The sequence below is a fragment of the Mesorhizobium sp. B2-3-11 genome (genome assembly GCF_006442215.1).
GTDB classification, from domain to species: domain Bacteria; phylum Pseudomonadota; class Alphaproteobacteria; order Rhizobiales; family Rhizobiaceae; genus Mesorhizobium; species Mesorhizobium salmacidum.
Window position 1 is genome coordinate 102,061 of sequence record NZ_VFVS01000015.1, and the last position, 16,854, is coordinate 118,914.

Annotated in this window: 14 protein-coding genes; 6 read left to right on the forward strand and 8 right to left on the reverse strand. The window is 62.7% G+C overall.

Annotated features, from left to right (window positions below):
• Positions 1 to 3 precede the first annotated feature (3 nt).
• The 7 genes from FJ960_RS20335 to puuE all read right to left on the reverse strand — a co-directional run bounded on the left by FJ960_RS20335 (position 4) and on the right by puuE (position 7,653).
• Complete coding sequence (locus FJ960_RS20335; RefSeq protein ID WP_140506785.1) at positions 4 to 1,590, reverse strand: ABC transporter substrate-binding protein; 1,587 nt, start codon at positions 1,588 to 1,590, stop codon at positions 4 to 6.
• Positions 1,591 to 1,744: 154 nt separating this feature from the next.
• On the reverse strand, positions 1,745 to 3,730 hold the full coding sequence (locus tag FJ960_RS20340; RefSeq protein ID WP_140506783.1) for a CocE/NonD family hydrolase: 1,986 nt from the start codon (positions 3,728 to 3,730) through the stop codon (positions 1,745 to 1,747).
• Between the two features lie 79 nt (positions 3,731 to 3,809).
• Complete coding sequence (locus FJ960_RS20345) at positions 3,810 to 4,196, reverse strand: type II toxin-antitoxin system MqsA family antitoxin (RefSeq protein WP_140506781.1); 387 nt, start codon at positions 4,194 to 4,196, stop codon at positions 3,810 to 3,812.
• 72 nt (positions 4,197 to 4,268) lie between these two features.
• On the reverse strand, positions 4,269 to 4,862 hold the full coding sequence (locus tag FJ960_RS20350; RefSeq protein WP_140506779.1) for a nucleoside deaminase: 594 nt from the start codon (positions 4,860 to 4,862) through the stop codon (positions 4,269 to 4,271).
• A complete protein-coding gene (locus FJ960_RS20355; RefSeq protein ID WP_140506777.1) occupies positions 4,862 to 5,365 on the reverse strand; it encodes an ureidoglycolate lyase in 504 nt (167 codons plus the stop codon). Before FJ960_RS20355 ends, FJ960_RS20350 begins: the two co-directional genes overlap by 1 nt.
• Complete coding sequence (locus tag FJ960_RS20360; RefSeq protein ID WP_140506775.1) at positions 5,362 to 6,225, reverse strand: bifunctional allantoicase/(S)-ureidoglycine aminohydrolase; 864 nt, start codon at positions 6,223 to 6,225, stop codon at positions 5,362 to 5,364. The genes FJ960_RS20355 and FJ960_RS20360 overlap by 4 nt, the downstream gene beginning before the upstream one ends.
• 9 nt (positions 6,226 to 6,234) lie before the next feature.
• Positions 6,235 to 7,653 (reverse strand): allantoinase PuuE, encoded by a 1,419-nt coding sequence (gene puuE / locus FJ960_RS20365; protein WP_140716342.1) that lies wholly within the window; start codon positions 7,651 to 7,653, stop codon positions 6,235 to 6,237.
• 204 nt (positions 7,654 to 7,857) lie between these two features.
• On the opposite strand from puuE, the gene uraH reads away from it, so the two are divergent.
• The 4 genes from uraH to xdhC all read left to right on the forward strand — a co-directional run bounded on the left by uraH (position 7,858) and on the right by xdhC (position 13,085).
• Positions 7,858 to 8,232: a hydroxyisourate hydrolase gene (gene uraH / locus FJ960_RS20370; RefSeq protein ID WP_140716344.1), complete on the forward strand. Its 375-nt coding sequence runs from the start codon at positions 7,858 to 7,860 to the stop codon at positions 8,230 to 8,232.
• Between the two features lie 3 nt (positions 8,233 to 8,235).
• The gene (gene xdhA / locus FJ960_RS20375) at positions 8,236 to 9,717 is read left to right on the forward strand and encodes a xanthine dehydrogenase small subunit (RefSeq protein WP_140716346.1); all 1,482 of its coding nucleotides are present in this window, start codon (positions 8,236 to 8,238) and stop codon (positions 9,715 to 9,717) included.
• Positions 9,717 to 12,080, forward strand: a complete 2,364-nt coding sequence (gene xdhB / locus FJ960_RS20380) for a xanthine dehydrogenase molybdopterin binding subunit (protein WP_140506768.1) — start codon at positions 9,717 to 9,719, stop codon at positions 12,078 to 12,080. Before xdhA ends, xdhB begins: the two co-directional genes overlap by 1 nt.
• A gap of 63 nt (positions 12,081 to 12,143) precedes the next feature.
• The gene (xdhC, locus tag FJ960_RS20385) at positions 12,144 to 13,085 is read left to right on the forward strand and encodes a xanthine dehydrogenase accessory protein XdhC (RefSeq protein WP_140716348.1); all 942 of its coding nucleotides are present in this window, start codon (positions 12,144 to 12,146) and stop codon (positions 13,083 to 13,085) included.
• A gap of 40 nt (positions 13,086 to 13,125) precedes the next feature.
• On the opposite strand, the gene FJ960_RS20390 is transcribed toward xdhC, so the two are convergent.
• Entirely contained in the window at positions 13,126 to 14,046 is a 921-nt protein-coding gene (locus FJ960_RS20390) for a LysR family transcriptional regulator (protein WP_140506764.1), read from the reverse strand.
• A gap of 132 nt (positions 14,047 to 14,178) precedes the next feature.
• Here FJ960_RS20390 and FJ960_RS20395 point away from each other — a divergent pair, with 132 nt between their 5' ends.
• Both FJ960_RS20395 and guaD read left to right on the forward strand, forming a co-directional pair.
• Positions 14,179 to 15,396 (forward strand): urate hydroxylase PuuD, encoded by a 1,218-nt coding sequence (locus FJ960_RS20395; RefSeq protein ID WP_140716350.1) that lies wholly within the window; start codon positions 14,179 to 14,181, stop codon positions 15,394 to 15,396.
• A gap of 2 nt (positions 15,397 to 15,398) precedes the next feature.
• The gene (gene guaD / locus FJ960_RS20400) at positions 15,399 to 16,715 is read left to right on the forward strand and encodes a guanine deaminase (protein ID WP_140716352.1); all 1,317 of its coding nucleotides are present in this window, start codon (positions 15,399 to 15,401) and stop codon (positions 16,713 to 16,715) included.
• Positions 16,716 to 16,854: the final 139 nt, after the last annotated feature.

The window sequence follows — 16,854 nt, forward strand, 5'->3', positions numbered from 1 at the left end:
GACTCAGGCCTGCAGCCAGCACTTCGCCAGGGCGTAGCCGTTCATCAGCTCCTGATGCGGATCGTCCACCCAGCCATCGACCTTGGCGCCGGTGGCGTCGATGAACTGGTTGAACATCGGCAGGATCAGGCCGCCTTCGTCGCGCACCATGACAGCCATGTCGTGGTACATCTGCTTGCGCTTGGCCTCATCGAGTTCGGCACGAGCCGCCAGCACCATCTTGTCGAAATCCGGGCGCTTGAAACGCGTGTCGTTCCAGTCGGCTGTCGACAGATAGGCGGTCGAGTACATCTGGTCCTGCGTCGAGCGGCCGCCCCAATAAGAAGCGCAGAAGGGCTGCTTGTTCCAGACTTCGTTCCAGTAGCCGTCGCCGGGCTCGCGCTTGAGCTCGATCTTGATGCCCGCCTTGGCCGCGCTCTGCTGGAAGAGCTGTGACGCGTCGACAGCACCCGGGAAGGCAACATCCGAGGTCCTGAGCAGCACGGTGCCGTCATGGCCAGATTTCTTGTAGTGGAACTTGGCCTTGTCGGGATCATACTTGCGCTGCTCGATCTCGCTGAACAGCGGATAGGACGCGTTGATCGGGAAGTCGTTGCCGAGCGAGCCGTAGCCGCGCAGCACCTTGGTCAGCATCTCCTCGCGGTCGATCGCCAGCTTCAGCGCCATCCTGAGGTCGTTGTTGTCGAACGGCGCCGTGTCGCAATGCATGATGAACACGTAGTGGCCGGGGCCAGCGTGGTTGCGGATGGTGACGCCCGGCACGCGCTTGATCAGGTCGACGATCTTCGGCTCGACGCGGTTGATCATGTTGACCTGGCCGCCCTGCAGTGCTGCCGTGCGCGCCGTCGCGTCGTTGATGACGATGACTTCGATCTGGTCGGCATGGCCCATCTTGTCGCCCTGCCAGTAATTGGCGAAGCGCTCGCCGCCATGGCGCACGCCCGGCTCGTTGGTCTTGACCACGTATGGACCGGCCGAGATGCCGGCGTCGGGCTTGTCCTTGCCGCCATTGGGCTGCACGATCAGGTGATAGTCGCTGAGCAAATACGGAAGGTCGGCGTTGGCTTCCTTCAGCGTCAGCACCACTTCCTTGCCGCTGGCCTTGATGGTCTCGATGCCCTTCATATAGCCGAGTGCGCCGGATTTCGATTTCTCGTCCGAATGGCGCTCGAGCGTGGCGGCGACATCTTCGGCGGTCACCGTCTTGCCGTTGTGGAATTCGACGCCGTCGCGGATCTTCAACGTCCAGGTCTTCGCATCGTCCGAAGAGCCGATCTCTTCGGCGATGCGGTTCTCGAGCTTGCCGTCCGGCGACAGCTCGACGATCAATTCGCCCCAGCACTTGCCGAAAGCGAACGGCACCTGCGTCATCATCAGCGCCGGATCGAGGCTGTTGGTGGATTCACCGCCGACCAGGCCGGCCTTCAGCGTACCGCCCTTGACCGGACCCGCCGCGCGCGCAGCGCTTGAAAGCAGCGCGTTGGCGAAGGGTGCGGCGATGCCGAGCGCGGCCGCCCGGCCGAGAAAATCACGACGGCTCAGTTTGCCCGACGCAACCCGCCGGCTAAGGAATTCCAGTTCATTTGACATTTGAGTTCCTCACTCTGTTGGTTCGACTCTGCGGTCGATTTTCTTGCTTGTTGTTAAAGGGAATAATGACCGCAAGGGAAAGCGGTAAGCAAGACCGAATGCGACATGCCGTGGCGTAAATCGCACGTCGCATTTGGACCAACGATTTCAGCACTCAAACCAGCGCGCGCGGGACCTTTTCGTCGAAATCGCGCTCGAAGACGAGGTTTTCACCTTCGTAGGCCTCGATTCTGGCGCTGACGATGAAGTTTTGTGCGTCCGACCGCATCTGGGCCCATGTTTCGGTGCGGACCGACCATCCATTTCGCGACAGGGTCTGCGTCCAGTGTGTTTTCCCCGAGGCTGACAGAGGATCGTCGGGATGGATGGTCCAGGTTTCGCGGGCGATGCTGCCGTTGACCAGGCCGTGGTCGAGATCGCGCACTTCGCCGAAATCATCGGCAATGGAAAGCGTGACGATTCCCGTCTTTTCGTCGCGGTCGACATGGCGTTCGGAATTGGCCGGACGGATCGTCTCGGTCGCCCAGGGCGCGGCCCCTTCCGGCTCGGCGAAAACGGCTTCGTCACCTGTTGCCAGCAGTCGCAACGGCACCGATAGCGTGGCCTCCGACAAGGTCAGTCGTGCCGGTTCCGGCGAAGGCCAGATCATTGGCCAGTAGGCGGTCGAAACGGCGACGCGCAGACGGTGGCCGGCCGGCACGCGGTAGGCGCATTGGTCGAGCACGACACGCGCCGAAACCTCCTCCCCGGGAACCAGCACCTCGGGCAATTCATGCGAGTTGCGGTGCGTCAGATTGAGCACGCCATAGGAGATAAGTTCCGAGGCGCCGTCGGGATGCACGTCGCAAAGCCGGACCGCGATGTTGGCCTGGGGCCGATCGGAGGCAAGCAGGACCTCAAACTCCGGCGCGCCGACGATCTCGATCGGCTTGGTGAGCTCAGGCTGGTCGAAACACGCCGACAGCCCATCGTCAGGGCGCTGATCACCCGGCAATTCCGGCCCGAAGGTGAACGGAAAGTATTCGCCGCCGGCAAGCCCGCAGGTCTGCGGCGAAGCGACGGTTGAAGGCCCCGCATCAGGGGAAATGAGTTCGATCGCTTCGACCGCTATATTGGACGACGGCCACTCCTGCTCGGCTATCCAGCGGCCAGGCCGCTCCGGATGCCATCGGGCGGGACGCACGCTGTCCATCACATAGGCGCGGTAGTCGGGATCGGCCTCGACGCCGGTCTCGGCGCCCTTCAGCCAGTGGTCCCACCAGCGCAACGCTTCCTGCAGGAAGCCGATCGCGGGCTTGGGTTCGGCATAGTGCGGGTATTTGTGAATCCACGGTCCGACGATGCCCTTGACTGGTGCCTCGATGTTGCTGACGAGGTGCGATATCGTGTTGCGGTATCCGTCGTGCCAGCCGCCGATCGAGAGCACTGCAGCATGAACAGCGGAAAAATCCTCGCAGATCGAACCGCGCTTCCAATAGGCGTCGCGATGCTGGTGGCTGAGCCACAGCGGCAAAAGGAACGACTGGTTCTCCAGCCGTTTCAGCCACAGATCGCGCCATTTGTCGTCGCCGGCAATCAGCGGATCCGGTGGCCGCGACGAATAGGACAGCATGGTCGAGGCCCAGCCGAAATTCTCGAGCAGCAGGCAGCCGCCCTTGTAGTGGATGTCGTCGGCATAGCGGTCGACGGTCGAGCACAGGCTGATCACTGCCTTCAGCGCCGGCGGCTGTTTGGCCGCCACCTGCAGGCAATTGAAGCCGCCCCAGGAGATGCCCATCATGCCGACATTGCCGTTGCACCAGGGCTGCGCCGCCGCCCAGGCAATGACATCGCAGGCGTCCTGCAGTTCCTGCTCGGAATATTCGTCGTCCATCAGCCCTTCGGAATCACCGTTGCCGCGCATGTCGACGCGGATCGAGGCGTAGCCGTGGCCGGCGAAATAGGGATGGGTAAGCTGATCGCGAAAGATCGTGCCGTCGCGCTTGCGGTAAGGCAGGTGCTCAAGGATGACAGGTACTGGATCGTCGCCCGCATCCTCCGGCATCCATACCCGCGCCGACAGCCGGCAGCCATCGGGCATGACGATGCCCATGTCGGGAAATTCGACGACCTTGCGGGGAAATTCGGTGATGGTTTTCATGGCAGGCATAACGCTCCGCGGCACGAGAACTTTCAATCGTCATTCGCGACTGGAGCAGCGAAATATGCGACCTGTGCCGCTACCGCAATTCGTCGAGCAGTTCGGGATGTTTCTCCAGCAATGTCATCAATTGAATGGTCGGGCCACTCGGTTCGATCAAGCCTCTTTCATACTTGTCGAAGGCGTTCTCGCCGACCTTGAACAGGGATCCGGCCTCGCGTTGCGACAGCTTGAGCTTCGTGCGCATGCGGCGGATGGTTGACGGCGCCGGCACGCCGTCGACCTTCTCCTTGAGCGCGCGCAAGGCGGCATCGACAGCGGCCATGTCGTCGCCGACATGCACACCCTCGCGATCCGATGGCGGATAATAACCGGGCAGGTCGATGATCATGCTCTCGCCCTTATAGGTTACGGTGAATGAACGGACCCCGCCCATCAGCATCTCCCCGGTTTCGGGGGAAATCATGGTCCTATTCTCCATATCTCAATTTGCCACCATAAAGGTGGCAACTCAAGTTCCATTCATATGAGATCCGCGTCAATTTAGCGGAATGTCGTTTTCGGCCTTGTTCGCCTGATAGGCGCCGGACAGCTCGTCATAGCGTCTGGAAATCCTGCCGATCCGCTCCTCCAGCCGCTGGCGCTCGACCTCGGGCAGCGCTCTCACCAGCCTGCGAATCGAAAAACTTTTCCAATAGGCGTTCTCGGCGTTGTAGCCGCCGGGGTCGAGGGTGAAGACCTCTTTCAGGATTTTGAGATCATGCGGGATGGCGAAACTGTCGCGCGAATCCTCGTGGCTGAACAAATAGTAGAAATTGTCGAAGCCGGTCCAGGTGATCGCCGACAGGCAGAGCGAACAGGGTTCATGCGTGGCAATGAAGATGGCATCTTTCGTGTCGACACGTTCGGCCTTGGGCATTTCGTAAAAGCGCTTCAGGCAATGCACCTCGCCATGCCAGAGCGGGTTTTCCATCTCGTTGTTGGTTTCGGCCAGCACCAGCGACCGGTCGCCCTTGCGCAGGATCGCCGCGCCGAACAGCTTGTTGCCGTGCGCGACGCCTTCTGCCGTCTTCGGCACGATTTCGTGCTCGATCACGTCGAGCAGGCGGTCGATCAGCGAAATGTCGGTCATCACAAGCTCTCGTCGGGGATATGGATCTCGTAGGCGTGCGAGAAATGGAATTCCTCGAGATTGGCGCCGTCGCCGCCACGGTCGACAATCAAAAAGTCCTGAGGCTCTCTGATGGGCGTCAGCACGCCGTGCCACAGATTGCGGGAATAGTTGATGCCTTGCCCCGGTGCGGTGATGAAGGCATGTGGTTCGCCCGGCCCCTCCTTGCCGTCATGGCAGACGACGACCAGGAACGGACGCGGCGACAGCGGGATGAACGCCTGACTGCCCAAGGGATGACGCTCGACCATGGTTAGCTTCAGCGGCATCTCGTAGGGCGTGCCGCGTACCATGGAAATCAGCACGCGGGCGTTATGCCCTGCAGCTTCAGCGGTGGCGAGGGCGTGGTAGCGCTCGGCCTTGCCGCCATTGATCGGATAGTGATTGTCGCCGCCCATGTCGATGACGTCGCCGAATTCGGCAAAGGCCTCACGGGTAAGCGGCCGCGCGACGATGCGGGTCATGACGTCCGCTTCGCGATGCCAGCCCCGCCGAGCTTGGCATGCCGGTTGACATCCTTGTAGAGCAGATAGCGGAATTTGCCGGGGCCGCCGGCATAGCAGGCCTGCGGGCAGAAGGCGCGCAGCCACATATAGTCGCCGGCCTCGACTTCGACCCAGTCCTGGTTGAGCCGGTAGACAGCCTTGCCTTCGAGCACATAGAGCCCGTGTTCCATGACATGTGTCTCGGCGAAAGGAATGACCGCGCCGGGCTCGAGCGTGACGATGGTCATATGCATGTCGTGGCGCAGATCGGCGGGATCGACGAACCGCGTCGTTGCCCAGCGGCCTTCGGTGCCCGGCATCGACGTCGGCGCGATCTCCTGTTCGTTGGCGAAGAAGGCCCTGGGAATCTCAAGGCCATCGACCTCCTCATAAGCCTTGCGTATCCAGTGGAAGCGGACAGCCGCCTTGCCTTCGTTGCGGACCGTCCAGCTGCTGGCCGGCGGCAGGAAGGCAAAACCGCCGGGGCGCAACACATGTTTCTTGCCGTCGAGCAGAACCGTCAGTTCGCCCTCGACCACGAACAGGGCGCCCTCGGCGCCGGCATCGGGCTCGGGCCGGTCGCTGCCGCCGCCGGGCGCGACCTCGACGATGTATTGCGAAAACGTCTCGGCGAAGCCGGACAGCGGCCGCGACAGGATCCAGACACGCGTCTTGTCCCAGAACGGCAAGGCGCTGGTGACGATGTCCTGCATCACGCCCTTGGGAATGACGGCATAGGCCTCGGTGAAGACGGCGCGTCCGGTCAGAAGTTCGTTCTGGCCGGGATGGCCGCCCTGTGGGGCATAATAGGTGCGCTCGGGCATCCTGATCGTATCCATGGTTCAAACCTATTGTGGAAGCATGTCCTTGAGGCGGAGCAGCGCGATGCGCTCGACCTGCTTGCAGGCGGTTTCGAATTCGACGCCGCGGCCGTTGCCGATGCGGGCTTCGAATTCGGCGAGGATTTCCTCCTTTGTCTTGCCTTTCACCGCGATGATGAAGGGGAAGCCGAAGGTGGTGACATAGGCGGCGTTGAGCTTGGAGAACAATTCACGCTCCTTGTCGGTCAGCGCGTCGAGACCGGCGGAAGCCTGTTCCCTGGTCGATTCCGCCGTCAGCCGCCTGGCTTTGGCCAGCTTGCCGGCGAGGTCGGGATGGGCGTTGAGCACGCCGAGCCGCTCGGTTTCGCTGGCGGAACGGAAGATACGGCAGAGCGCATTGTGCACGCCGCCGGCCGTGTCGTGCGCCGGGCCGAGCTCCAGCTCGTAGGCACGTTCGGCAATCCAGGGCGAATGCTCGAACACGCCGCCGAAGGTGTGAACGAACGTCTCGAATTCCATTTTCGACGGGCGCAGAGCGGCCGGCTTATAGGGATGGTTCTCTTGCCAGTGCTTGGCGATGTCGATGCGCCGTGCCAGCCAGACCTTGTCGTGCGATTTGACATAATCAACGAAGCGTTTCAGCGCCGCCACCCGGCCCGGCCGCCCGACGAGGCGGCAGTGCAGACCGATGTTCATCATGCGCGGCCTGCCTGCCTTGCCCTCGGCATAGAGCGTATCGAAACTATCCCTGAGGTAGGCAAAGAACTGGTCGCCCGAGTTGAAACCCTGCGGCGTGGCAAAGCGCATGTCGTTGGCGTCGAGCGTGTAGGGGATGATGAGCTGCGTGCCGTCCGCATGCTCGAACCAGTAAGGCAGTTCGTCGTCATAGGTGTCCGAGACGTAATCGAAGCCGCCTTCTTCGGCCACCAGCCGCACCGTGTTGACCGATGTGCGGCCCGTGTACCAGCCGGTCGGGCGCTGGCCGGTCACCTCGTAATGCAGCTTGATCGCCGCTTCGAGGTCGCGGCGCTCGTCCTCGGCGTCGTGGTCGCGGTAATCGATCCACTTCAGCCCGTGCGAGGCGATTTCCCAGCCGGCTTCCTGCATGGCCGTGACCTGGTCGGGTGAGCGCGCGAGCGCCGTGGCGACGCCATAGCAGGTCACAGGCACTTGCTCTTCGCTGAACAGGCGCAGCAGCCGCCAGAAGCCGGCCCGCGCTCCATATTCGTAGATTGATTCCATGTTCCAGTGGCGCTGGCCCACCCAGGGCGCCGCACCGACGATTTCCGACAGGAAGGCTTCCGAAGCCTTGTCGCCGTGGAGCACGCAGTTCTCGCCGCCCTCTTCGTAGTTGACGACGAACTGCACGGCGACATGCGCGCCGCCAGGCCATTTCGGATCCGGCGGATTGGCTCCGTAGCCACGCATGTCCCTGTTGTAACGCATCGTCCCTCCGCGCCCGGCATCACCGGAAGTATGATCAGGATATCGAAAGGGTGCTTCTCGCATTCCCCTCAAAATTTTTGAAAGTGTTTTTGTCGCACTCCGCTCGACCGGGACTTATGCATCGCCTTTAATTGGCGCACAATTCATCGTTAGTGCTCGATTGTACCGACCAATTTATTCATATTGGAAAATGGGAGGCGGCCAATGGCAGAAACGTCGAAAGCCGATGGCGGGCGTCTGACGACCCATGTCTTGGATACCGCGACCGGCAGGCCGGCGGCGGGATTGTCGATCGCGCTCTACCGTCTCGACGGTGCCGATCGCACGCTTCTGAAGGAGGTCGTCACCAACGCCGACGGCCGCTGCGACGCGCCGCTGCTGGCGGGTGCCGACTTCCGCACCGGCGAATACGAACTGGTGTTCGCGGCTGGCGACTATCTGCGCGGCCAGGGCACGAAGCTGCCCGCGCCTGCCTTCCTGGACAGCGTGCCGATCCGCTTCGGCATGGCGGAGGCGGTGCATTATCATGTACCATTGCTGATCTCGCCGTACGGCTATTCCACCTACAGGGGGAGCTGAGGCATGGCCAAGGTCAACATCCGCAACGAAATCCGCTTCATTCTCAATGGCAGGGATATCGCGCTGTCGTCCGTGGCGCCCGATGCGACCTTGCTCGACTGGCTGCGGCTCGACCGTTCGCTGCGCGGCACCAAGGAAGGCTGTGCCGAGGGCGATTGTGGCGCCTGCACCGTGCTCATCGGCAAGCTTTCGGCCGCCGGACTGGTCTATGAAAGCGTCAATGCCTGCATCCGCTTCCTCGGCTCGCTCGACGGCACCCATGTCGTGACGGTCGAGCATCTGCGTGGCGAAGCTGGCCAGTTGCATCCTGTGCAGCAGGCGATGGTCGATTTCCACGGCTCGCAATGCGGCTTCTGCACGCCGGGTTTCATCATGTCGCTCTATGGCCTGTGGATGAAATCACCGGACCCTTCGAACGCGGCCATCGAAAAAGCCTTGCAAGGCAATCTCTGCCGTTGCACCGGTTACGAGGCGATCATGCGCGCCGCGCATGCCATATCGGGCTACGGCAAGGCGGCAAAAGACGTGCTGGCGGTGGAGCGCCGGGACATCACGACACGGCTGCAGGCGTTGCGCGATGGCGCCAGGATCGAGATGGGCTCCGGCAGGACGCGACTGGTTGTGCCGGCCGATGCCGACGATTTCGCGACTGTCTTCGAAAAAGAACCGACCGCCACCGTCGTCGCCGGTTCGACCGACGTTGGCCTGTGGGTGACCAAGCAGATGCGCGACATCTCGCCGGCGATCTTCATCGGCAATCTGCCGGGGCTTTGCACCGTCACGGAAGACAATAGTGTCATATCGATCGGCGCCGGCGTCACCTATACCGAAGCTTTTTCGACACTGTCGAAACGCATCCCGGCGTTGGGGCCGTTGTTCGACCGCATCGGCGGCGAACAGGTTCGCAACATGGGCACGATCGGCGGCAACGTCGCCAACGGCTCGCCGATCGGCGACACGCCGCCGCCGTTGATCGCACTCGGCGCACGGCTGACTTTGCGCAAGGGCAAGACGCGGCGCACGATCCCATTGCAGGATTTCTTTATCGCCTATGGCAAGCAGGACCGCCAGCCAGGCGAGTTCGTCGAGGCCGTGCATGTGCCGGTGCCGGCAAAGGACGTGAAATTCGCCGTCTACAAGGTCACCAAGCGCCGCGACGAGGACATCACCGCGACCCTTGGGGCCTTCTGCCTGGCTCTGGCTAAGGACGGCACGGTGGCCGATATCCGCATCGCCTATGGCGGCATGGCGGCAACGCCGAAGCGGGCTACGGCCGTTGAACAGGCTTTGATCGGCAAGGCCTGGAGCGAAGCGACGGTGGAGGCTGCGATGGCCGAATACGCCAAGGACTTCACGCCGCTCACCGACATGCGCGCGAGCGCCGAATATCGAGCGCTGGCAGCGAAAAACCTTTTGTTGCGCTTTTATGTGGAAACCACGGGCACCAAGGTGCCGGTGCAGGTATCGCGCAGCGAGGCGGCCTGATGAACAAGCACGCCACATCAAACCTCAAAGCCGAGAAGATCGTCGGCGGCATCGCTACCGACCAGCGGCATGATTCCGCCCACAAGCATGTCAGCGGCGGCGCCGTCTATATCGACGACATGCCGGAACCGGCCGGCACGCTGCATGCCGGCCTTGGCCTGTCCAAGGTGGCGCATGGCGTTCTGAAAAGCGTCGATCTCTCGGCGGTACGCGCGGCCCCTGGTGTCGTCGACGTGCTCACCTATGCCGACGTACCGGGCGAAAATGATGTCTCGCCCAGCAATATGCATGACGATCCGGTGCTCGCCGAAGGCAAGGTGCAGTTCTTCGGCCAGCCGATCTTCGCGGTGATTGCCGAGACGCGCGAGGCAGCCCGACGCGCCGCGCGCCTGGCCAGGATCGAGTATGACGAGCTTCCCGCCGTGATCGACATCTGGGACCTCGATCCAACGAGGGACAAACAGGTGACCACGCCGCTGGTCCTGAAGCGCGGCGATGCGGCCGCGGCAATCAAGGCAGCGCCCCGCCGCATTAGGAGCCGCATGTGGCTTGGCGGCCAGGACCATTTCTACCTCGAAGGCCAGGTGTCGCTCGCCATCCCCGGCGAGGACGACGAGGTGACCGTCTACTGTTCGACCCAGGGGCCGAGCGAGACGCAGCATCTGGTCGCCCACACGCTCGGCGTGCCGAGTAACGCGGTGACGGTGGAGGTGCGTCGCATGGGCGGCGGCTTCGGCGGCAAGGAAACGCAGGCCAATCAGTGCGCCGCGATCGCCGCCATTGCCGCCAAGAGGCTGAAGCGCGCGGTCAAGATCCGGCTCGACCGCGACGAGGACATGACCGCCACCGGTAAGCGGCATGATTTCGCCATCGACTACGAGGTCGGCTTCGACGACGAGGGCAACATCCTTGGCGTCGACTTCACCTACGCTTTGCGCTGCGGCTTTTCAGCCGACCTGTCCGGCCCGGTCGGCGATCGTGCGCTGTTCCACTGCGACAACGCCTATTTCTATCCAGCGGTGCTGGCCAAATCGGCGCCGCTCTTTACCAACACCGTCTCCAACACCGCCTTTCGTGGCTTCGGCGGCCCGCAAGGCATGATCGGCGCCGAGCGCGTCATCGACGAGGTCGCCTTTTCGGTCGGCAAGGATTCGCTCGAGATCCGCAAGCTGAATTTCTACGATCCGATGGAAGCGACCGGCGGCCGCAACGTCACGCCCTATCACCAGAAGGTCGAGGACTGCATCATCCAGCGCATCGTGGCGGAACTGGAAGAGAGCGCCAGTTATGCACGCCGCCGTCGCGAGATTTCCGCGTTCAACGCCAACAGCCGCTTCATCAAGCGCGGCTTGGCACTGACGCCGGTCAAGTTTGGCATTTCCTTCACCAAGACCGAGTCCAACCAGGCCGGCGCGCTGGTGCATGTCTATGCCGACGGCTCGGTGCACATGAACCATGGCGGAACCGAAATGGGGCAGGGCCTGCACCTCAAGGTGGCGCAGGTCGTGGCCGAGGAATTCCAGATCGACCTCGACCGCGTGAAGATCACCGCCACCACCACCGCCAAGGTGCCCAACACCGCGCCGACGGCGGCGTCCTCGGGCGCCGACCTCAATGGCATGGCGGCACAGAACGCGGCGCGCCAGATCCGCCAGCGGCTGACCGACTTTGCCGCCGAGAGATACCAGATCCCTGTCGACCAGGTGGTGTTCCTGCCAAACCGGGTGCGCGTCGGCAACCAGGAGGTCAGCTTCAACGATCTGGTTAAGCAGGCCTATATTGCGCGTGTGCAGCTCTCGGCAGCCGGCTTCTACAAGACGCCGAAAATCCACTGGGACCGCGGCAAGGGCCAGGGCCACGCCTTTTATTACTACGCCTATGGCGCGGCCTGCGCCGAAGTGTCGGTCGACACGCTAACCGGCGAATATGTCGTCGAGCGCGCCGATATCCTGCACGATTGCGGCCGTTCGTTGAACCGGGCCATCGACCTCGGCCAGGTCGAGGGCGGCTTCATCCAGGGCATGGGGTGGCTGACCACGGAGGAATTGTGGTGGGACGACAAGGGCCGGCTGCGCACGCATGCGCCGTCGACCTACAAGATCCCGCTGGCGTCCGACCGACCGAAGATCTTCAACGTGGCGCTGACTGACTGGTCGCAGGCCTATGAACCGACCATCCATCGCTCCAAGGCGGTCGGCGAACCGCCGCTGCCGCATGGCATGGCGGTGCTGCACGCCCTGTCGGACGCAGTGGCCAGCGTCGCCGACCACAAGATCTGCCCGCGTCTCGACGCCCCGGCAACGCCGGAACGCGTGCTGATGGCAATCGAGCGGCTGAAGAAAGCGATCAAGGCTGGCGCCTGAATCGGGCAGAACGTGCAATTCGGACCGAAAAAGCCTATATTTCCCATTCGGGAACGTGAAACCATGACCTCGAAAGTACAAAACCTGAAAGCCTTTCTCGGCGGCGCCGGCCGTCTTGCCCTGGTCGAAGTGGCCGGCACCAAGGGCTCGACACCGCGTGAGAAGGGCGCCTTCATGCTCGTCTCGCGAACGGCGATCTTTGGCACGATCGGCGGCGGTCAACTCGAATACATGGCCATCGACAAGGCGCGGCAGATGGTGGCGCCATCGGGTGGATCCAACCGCCTGCAGTCGACGTCCCGCGTCGCGGTCGACGAAGTCCGCACCACGCTTGACGTCCCGCTCGGCCCCGAAATCGGCCAGTGCTGTGGCGGGCGGGTCGAGGTGCTGATCCGGTTGGTCGATACCGCATTGGCCGCCGAACTGGTCGCGGCGGCGGAAGCCGAGGAAGCTCATATGCCGCATGTCTATATTTTCGGCGGCGGTCATGTCGGCCAGGCGCTGGCGTCGACCATTGCGCTCCTTCCCGTGCGCGGCGTCGTCATCGAAACACGCGCCGAGGCGCTGGAAGGAATGCCGGAAACCGTGGAGACACGGCTGACCCCCATGCCGGAGGCCGAGGTGCGCAACGCCCCGGCCGGCACCGCCTTCGCCATCCTCACTCATGACCATGCGCTCGATTTCCTGATCGTCGCCGAAGCGCTGAAACGCGACGACGCGGCCTATGTCGGCATGATCGGCTCGAAGACCAAGAAAGCCACGTTCAGGAGCTGGTTCCTGAAGTCGGCGGACGGTACGGAGGCTGAATTCGCCCGCCTCGTCTCGCCGATCGGCGATGCGGTCAAGGACAAGCGCCCGCCCGTCATCGCCGCGCTGGCCGCCGCCGAGATCATGACGGCGCTGGTCAGCTACGTGACCGCGGATTATCGGGCTCTGCAGGGCAGGGTGATGGCCCGGCTAGACCAGCCTAGGCTGGCTTTCACGCAAGGCAACCGGATCGGATAAGCCACGAGGCGATCACTTGCAGGCCAGTTCGCTCTTCCGCCTACTTGCCGGCCAGAATGTCCTTGATCAGCCGCTGGCAGCGCTCCGCCATGAAATCGAGCAGCAGCCGCACCTTGGGATCCTGCAGCTTCTTGTGCGGATAAACGGCCGCGAACTGCACCGGCGTTGGTGGCGTATTGCTCAGGATCACCTTCAGCCGGCGGTCGCGGATGAAAGGCTCGACCTCGAAGCGCGGTTTGTTGATGATGCCGCGTCCTGACAGCGCCCAACCGGTCAGCACGTCGCCATCATCGGTGTCGTAGGGGCCGTGTACCTCGAACTTTTGTGGTCCGGTTGGGGTCTGCAAGGTCCAGACATATTCGCGCGCGCCGGAATAGCGCAGCATCAGGCAGTCATGTTTCCTGCCGATCAGCTCCTGCGGCTCCATCGGCTCGCCGCGCGCCTCCAGATATTTTGGTGCGGCGACCAGCACGCGTTCGCATTCCATGATGCCACGCATCCGAAGACTGGAATCCTCGATGATGCCGAGCCGGAAGGCGACGTCGATGCCTTCCTTCATGATGTCGACATTGTGGTCCGAGAGCCTGAGCCGCACCTCGATGTCAGGGTATTTGTCATGGAAATCGGGAATGCCCGACGCCACCAGCCGTCGCCCGAGACCGAGCGGCGCGGTGACGCGGATGGTGCCGCGCGGCTGGCCGGACAGCGCCGAGACGGCAGCCTCCGCCTCGGTGATCGCTTCCAGCACCTGCTTGGCGCCGGAATAGAAAACGGTGCCGTGTTCTGTTGGCATCAACTGTCGGGTGGTGCGGTTGAACAGCCGCACGCCGAGATGCTTCTCCAGTTCCTTGATGCGATTGGAGGCGACAGCCGGTGAAATACGCATGTCGCGGCCGGCCGCCGACAGATTGCCGAGCTCGACGACGCGGACGAAGACGGCGATGTTGTCGAGATAGGCCATGCGGAGCACCTTCGCCGGTTTGTGGCCATCAACCTAGTATTTTCCAATTTTTTTTGAAAGTCATCGTACACCTCGCCTCTTTTCGTTTGCGCACCACACCGTAAAGTCACCGGATCGGCAGGGACGACTTCAATGACGGATTTCGCGATTTTCTGGGACTGGCTGAGCTTCGCCGTGCGCTGGCTGCACGTCGTTACCGGCATCGCCTGGATCGGCTCGTCCTTCTACTTCGTCGCACTCGATCTTGGCCTGCGCCAGCGCCCGGACATGCCGGTCGGCGCCTTCGGCGAGGAATGGCAGGTGCATGGCGGCGGCTTCTACCACATCCAGAAATATCTGGTGGCGCCGTCCGAGATGCCGGAACACCTGACTTGGTTCAAATGGGAATCCTACGCCACCTGGCTGTCCGGTTTCGCGATGCTGTGCGTGGTTTATTACGCCGGCGCTGACCTGTTCCTGATTGATCCCAACGTGCTGCCGATGTCGGTACCGGTCGGCATCCTGCTGTCGATGGCGACGATCGGCGTCGGCTGGGTGGTCTATGATCTCTTGTGCCGCTCGCCGCTCGGAAAAAGCGATACCGGCCTGATGCTGGTGCTCTATGGCGTGCTGGTGTTCATAGCCTGGGGGCTGACGCATCTGTTCACCGGCCGCGCCGCCTTCCTGCATCTGGGTGCCATCACCGCGACGATCATGTCGGCCAATGTCTTCATGGTCATCATTCCCAACCAGAAGATCGTCGTCGCCGACCTCATCGCCGGCCGCAAGCCGGACCCGAAATACGGCAAGATCGCCAAGCAGCGTTCGCTCCACAACAACTATCTGACGTTGCCGGTGCTGTTCCTGATGCTGTCGAACCATTATCCGCTGGCGTTCGGCACCGAGTTCAACTGGGTCATCGCCTCGCTGGTGTTCATCATCGGCGTCCTGATCCGGCATTATTTCAACACCGTGCACAAGCGTGCCGGCAATCCGCACTGGACGTGGCTGGGTGCCCTTGTCCTGTTCCTCATCATCATCTGGCTGTCGACCGTGCCGAAGGTGCTGACTGGCGAGCCCAAGGCCTCCACCGCGGCTGAGGTCTATATCGCATCGGCGCATTTCCCGGCGGTGCGTGACACCGTGCTCGGCCGCTGCTCGATGTGTCATGCGCAGGAGCCGGTCTATGAAGGCATCTATCACGCACCCAAGGGGGTGATGCTGGATACGGACGTCGGCATCGCCGAGCATGCCCGCGAGATCTATCTGCAGGCCGGCCGCAGCCACGCCATGCCCCCAGCCAATGTCAGCCAGATCACCGACAAGGAACGGGCGTTGCTGGTGGCGTGGTTCGAAGGCGCGGGGAAATAAGCATGACCTTGACACTTCTGCGTGGCCGCACGCTGTCCTTCGTGCGCTGGCCGCAAACCATCGACGACCACTCCGCCTGGCGCTACGAGGAGGATGGCGGGCTGCTGATAAGCGACGGCAGGATCGTTGCAGCAGGCGCCTATGCCGATGTCGAGAAACAGGCCGGTGAGACGGCGAAAAAAATCGACCACCGGCCGCATTTGCTGCTGCCGGGCTTCATCGATGCCCATGTGCATTTCCCGCAGATGCAGGTCATCGCGTCCTATGGCGCCGAACTGCTCGATTGGCTGAACACCTACACCTTTCCCGAGGAGACAAAATTCGCCAACGCCCAGCATGGCCGCCGCATCGCGCGCCTGTTCCTTGATGAGACGGTGCGCCATGGCACCACCACGGTTGCCGCCTACTGTTCGGTGCACAAGGCGTCGGCGGAAGCCTTCTTCGCCGAGTCGCATGCGCGCGATATGCTCAACATCGCCGGCAAGGTGATGATGGACCGCAACGCGCCCGAAGGCGTGCTCGATACGCCGCAATCAGGCTATGACGACACCAAGGCGCTGATCGCCGAATGGCACGGCAAGGGCCGCCAGCTTTATGCCATCACGCCACGTTTCGCCATCACCTCGTCACCGGAGCAGATGGAGATGGCCGGCGCGTTGTGCCGCGAACATCCCGACCTGCACATGCAGACGCATCTGTCGGAAAACCACGCCGAGATCGCCTTCACTGGGGAACTCTACCCCTGGTCGAGCGACTACACCGATGTTTACGAACACTATGGGCTGCTGGGCAAAAAGAGCCTGTTCGGCCACTGCATCCATTTGTCGGAGCGCGAGGCGGACGCGCTGTCGGACAGCGGTTCGGTGGCTGTGTTCTGCCCGACCTCGAACCTGTTCCTCGGTTCCGGCCTGTTCGACTATCAGCGCTTTCGTCGCCGCGACAAGCCGTTGCGCATAGGGGCCGCCACCGATGTCGGCGGCGGCACAAGCTATTCGATGCTGCGCACCATGGACGAGGGCTACAAGATCATCGCGCTCAATGGCGAGAAGCTGAACCCGTTCCAGTCCTTCTGGCAGATCACGCGCGGCAATGCAGAGGCGCTGTCGGTGGCGGACAAGATCGGCACGCTGGAGGAAGGCACCGATGCAGACATCGTCGTGCTCGATGCCAGGGCGACGCCCGCCATGCGGCTCAGGATGGAAGCGGTCGAGACGCTGGCGCAGGAATTGTTTCTGCTGCAGACGCTTGGCGACGACCGCGCCGTGCGCGAGGTCTATGTGGCGGGGCGCGCGGCCAAGAGCGACATGATCGCGGGGTGAACCCCGTCTTGCCAACCGAATTGCGAAGGGCAATTCGGGGCAATCCGGCCTCTCCCCAAGGAGAGAGGAGGCCGCCGGCGCTGGCGCCAGGCTCTTCTCCCAACCGGGAGAACGCGGCCGCGCAGCGGCCGGATGAGGG

Excerpts from the sequence above, each read along its gene's own strand:
- FJ960_RS20345 (WP_140506781.1), bottom strand. The coding sequence starts at position 4,196 with ATGATTTCCCCCGAAACCGGGGAGATGCTGATGGGCGGGGTCCGTTCA.
- FJ960_RS20360 (WP_140506775.1), bottom strand. The coding sequence starts at position 6,225 with ATGGATACGATCAGGATGCCCGAGCGCACCTATTATGCCCCACAGGGC.
- FJ960_RS20390 (WP_140506764.1), bottom strand. The coding sequence starts at position 14,046 with ATGGCCTATCTCGACAACATCGCCGTCTTCGTCCGCGTCGTCGAGCTC.
- puuE (WP_140716342.1), bottom strand. The coding sequence starts at position 7,653 with ATGCGTTACAACAGGGACATGCGTGGCTACGGAGCCAATCCGCCGGAT.
- uraH (WP_140716344.1), top strand. The coding sequence starts at position 7,858 with ATGGCAGAAACGTCGAAAGCCGATGGCGGGCGTCTGACGACCCATGTC.
- FJ960_RS20335 (WP_140506785.1), bottom strand. The coding sequence starts at position 1,590 with ATGTCAAATGAACTGGAATTCCTTAGCCGGCGGGTTGCGTCGGGCAAA.
- xdhC (WP_140716348.1), top strand. The coding sequence starts at position 12,144 with ATGACCTCGAAAGTACAAAACCTGAAAGCCTTTCTCGGCGGCGCCGGC.
- FJ960_RS20395 (WP_140716350.1), top strand. The coding sequence starts at position 14,179 with ATGACGGATTTCGCGATTTTCTGGGACTGGCTGAGCTTCGCCGTGCGC.
- FJ960_RS20355 (WP_140506777.1), bottom strand. The coding sequence starts at position 5,365 with ATGACCCGCATCGTCGCGCGGCCGCTTACCCGTGAGGCCTTTGCCGAA.
- xdhB (WP_140506768.1), top strand. The coding sequence starts at position 9,717 with ATGAACAAGCACGCCACATCAAACCTCAAAGCCGAGAAGATCGTCGGC.
- FJ960_RS20350 (WP_140506779.1), bottom strand. The coding sequence starts at position 4,862 with ATGACCGACATTTCGCTGATCGACCGCCTGCTCGACGTGATCGAGCAC.
- xdhA (WP_140716346.1), top strand. The coding sequence starts at position 8,236 with ATGGCCAAGGTCAACATCCGCAACGAAATCCGCTTCATTCTCAATGGC.
- guaD (WP_140716352.1), top strand. The coding sequence starts at position 15,399 with ATGACCTTGACACTTCTGCGTGGCCGCACGCTGTCCTTCGTGCGCTGG.
- FJ960_RS20340 (WP_140506783.1), bottom strand. The coding sequence starts at position 3,730 with ATGAAAACCATCACCGAATTTCCCCGCAAGGTCGTCGAATTTCCCGAC.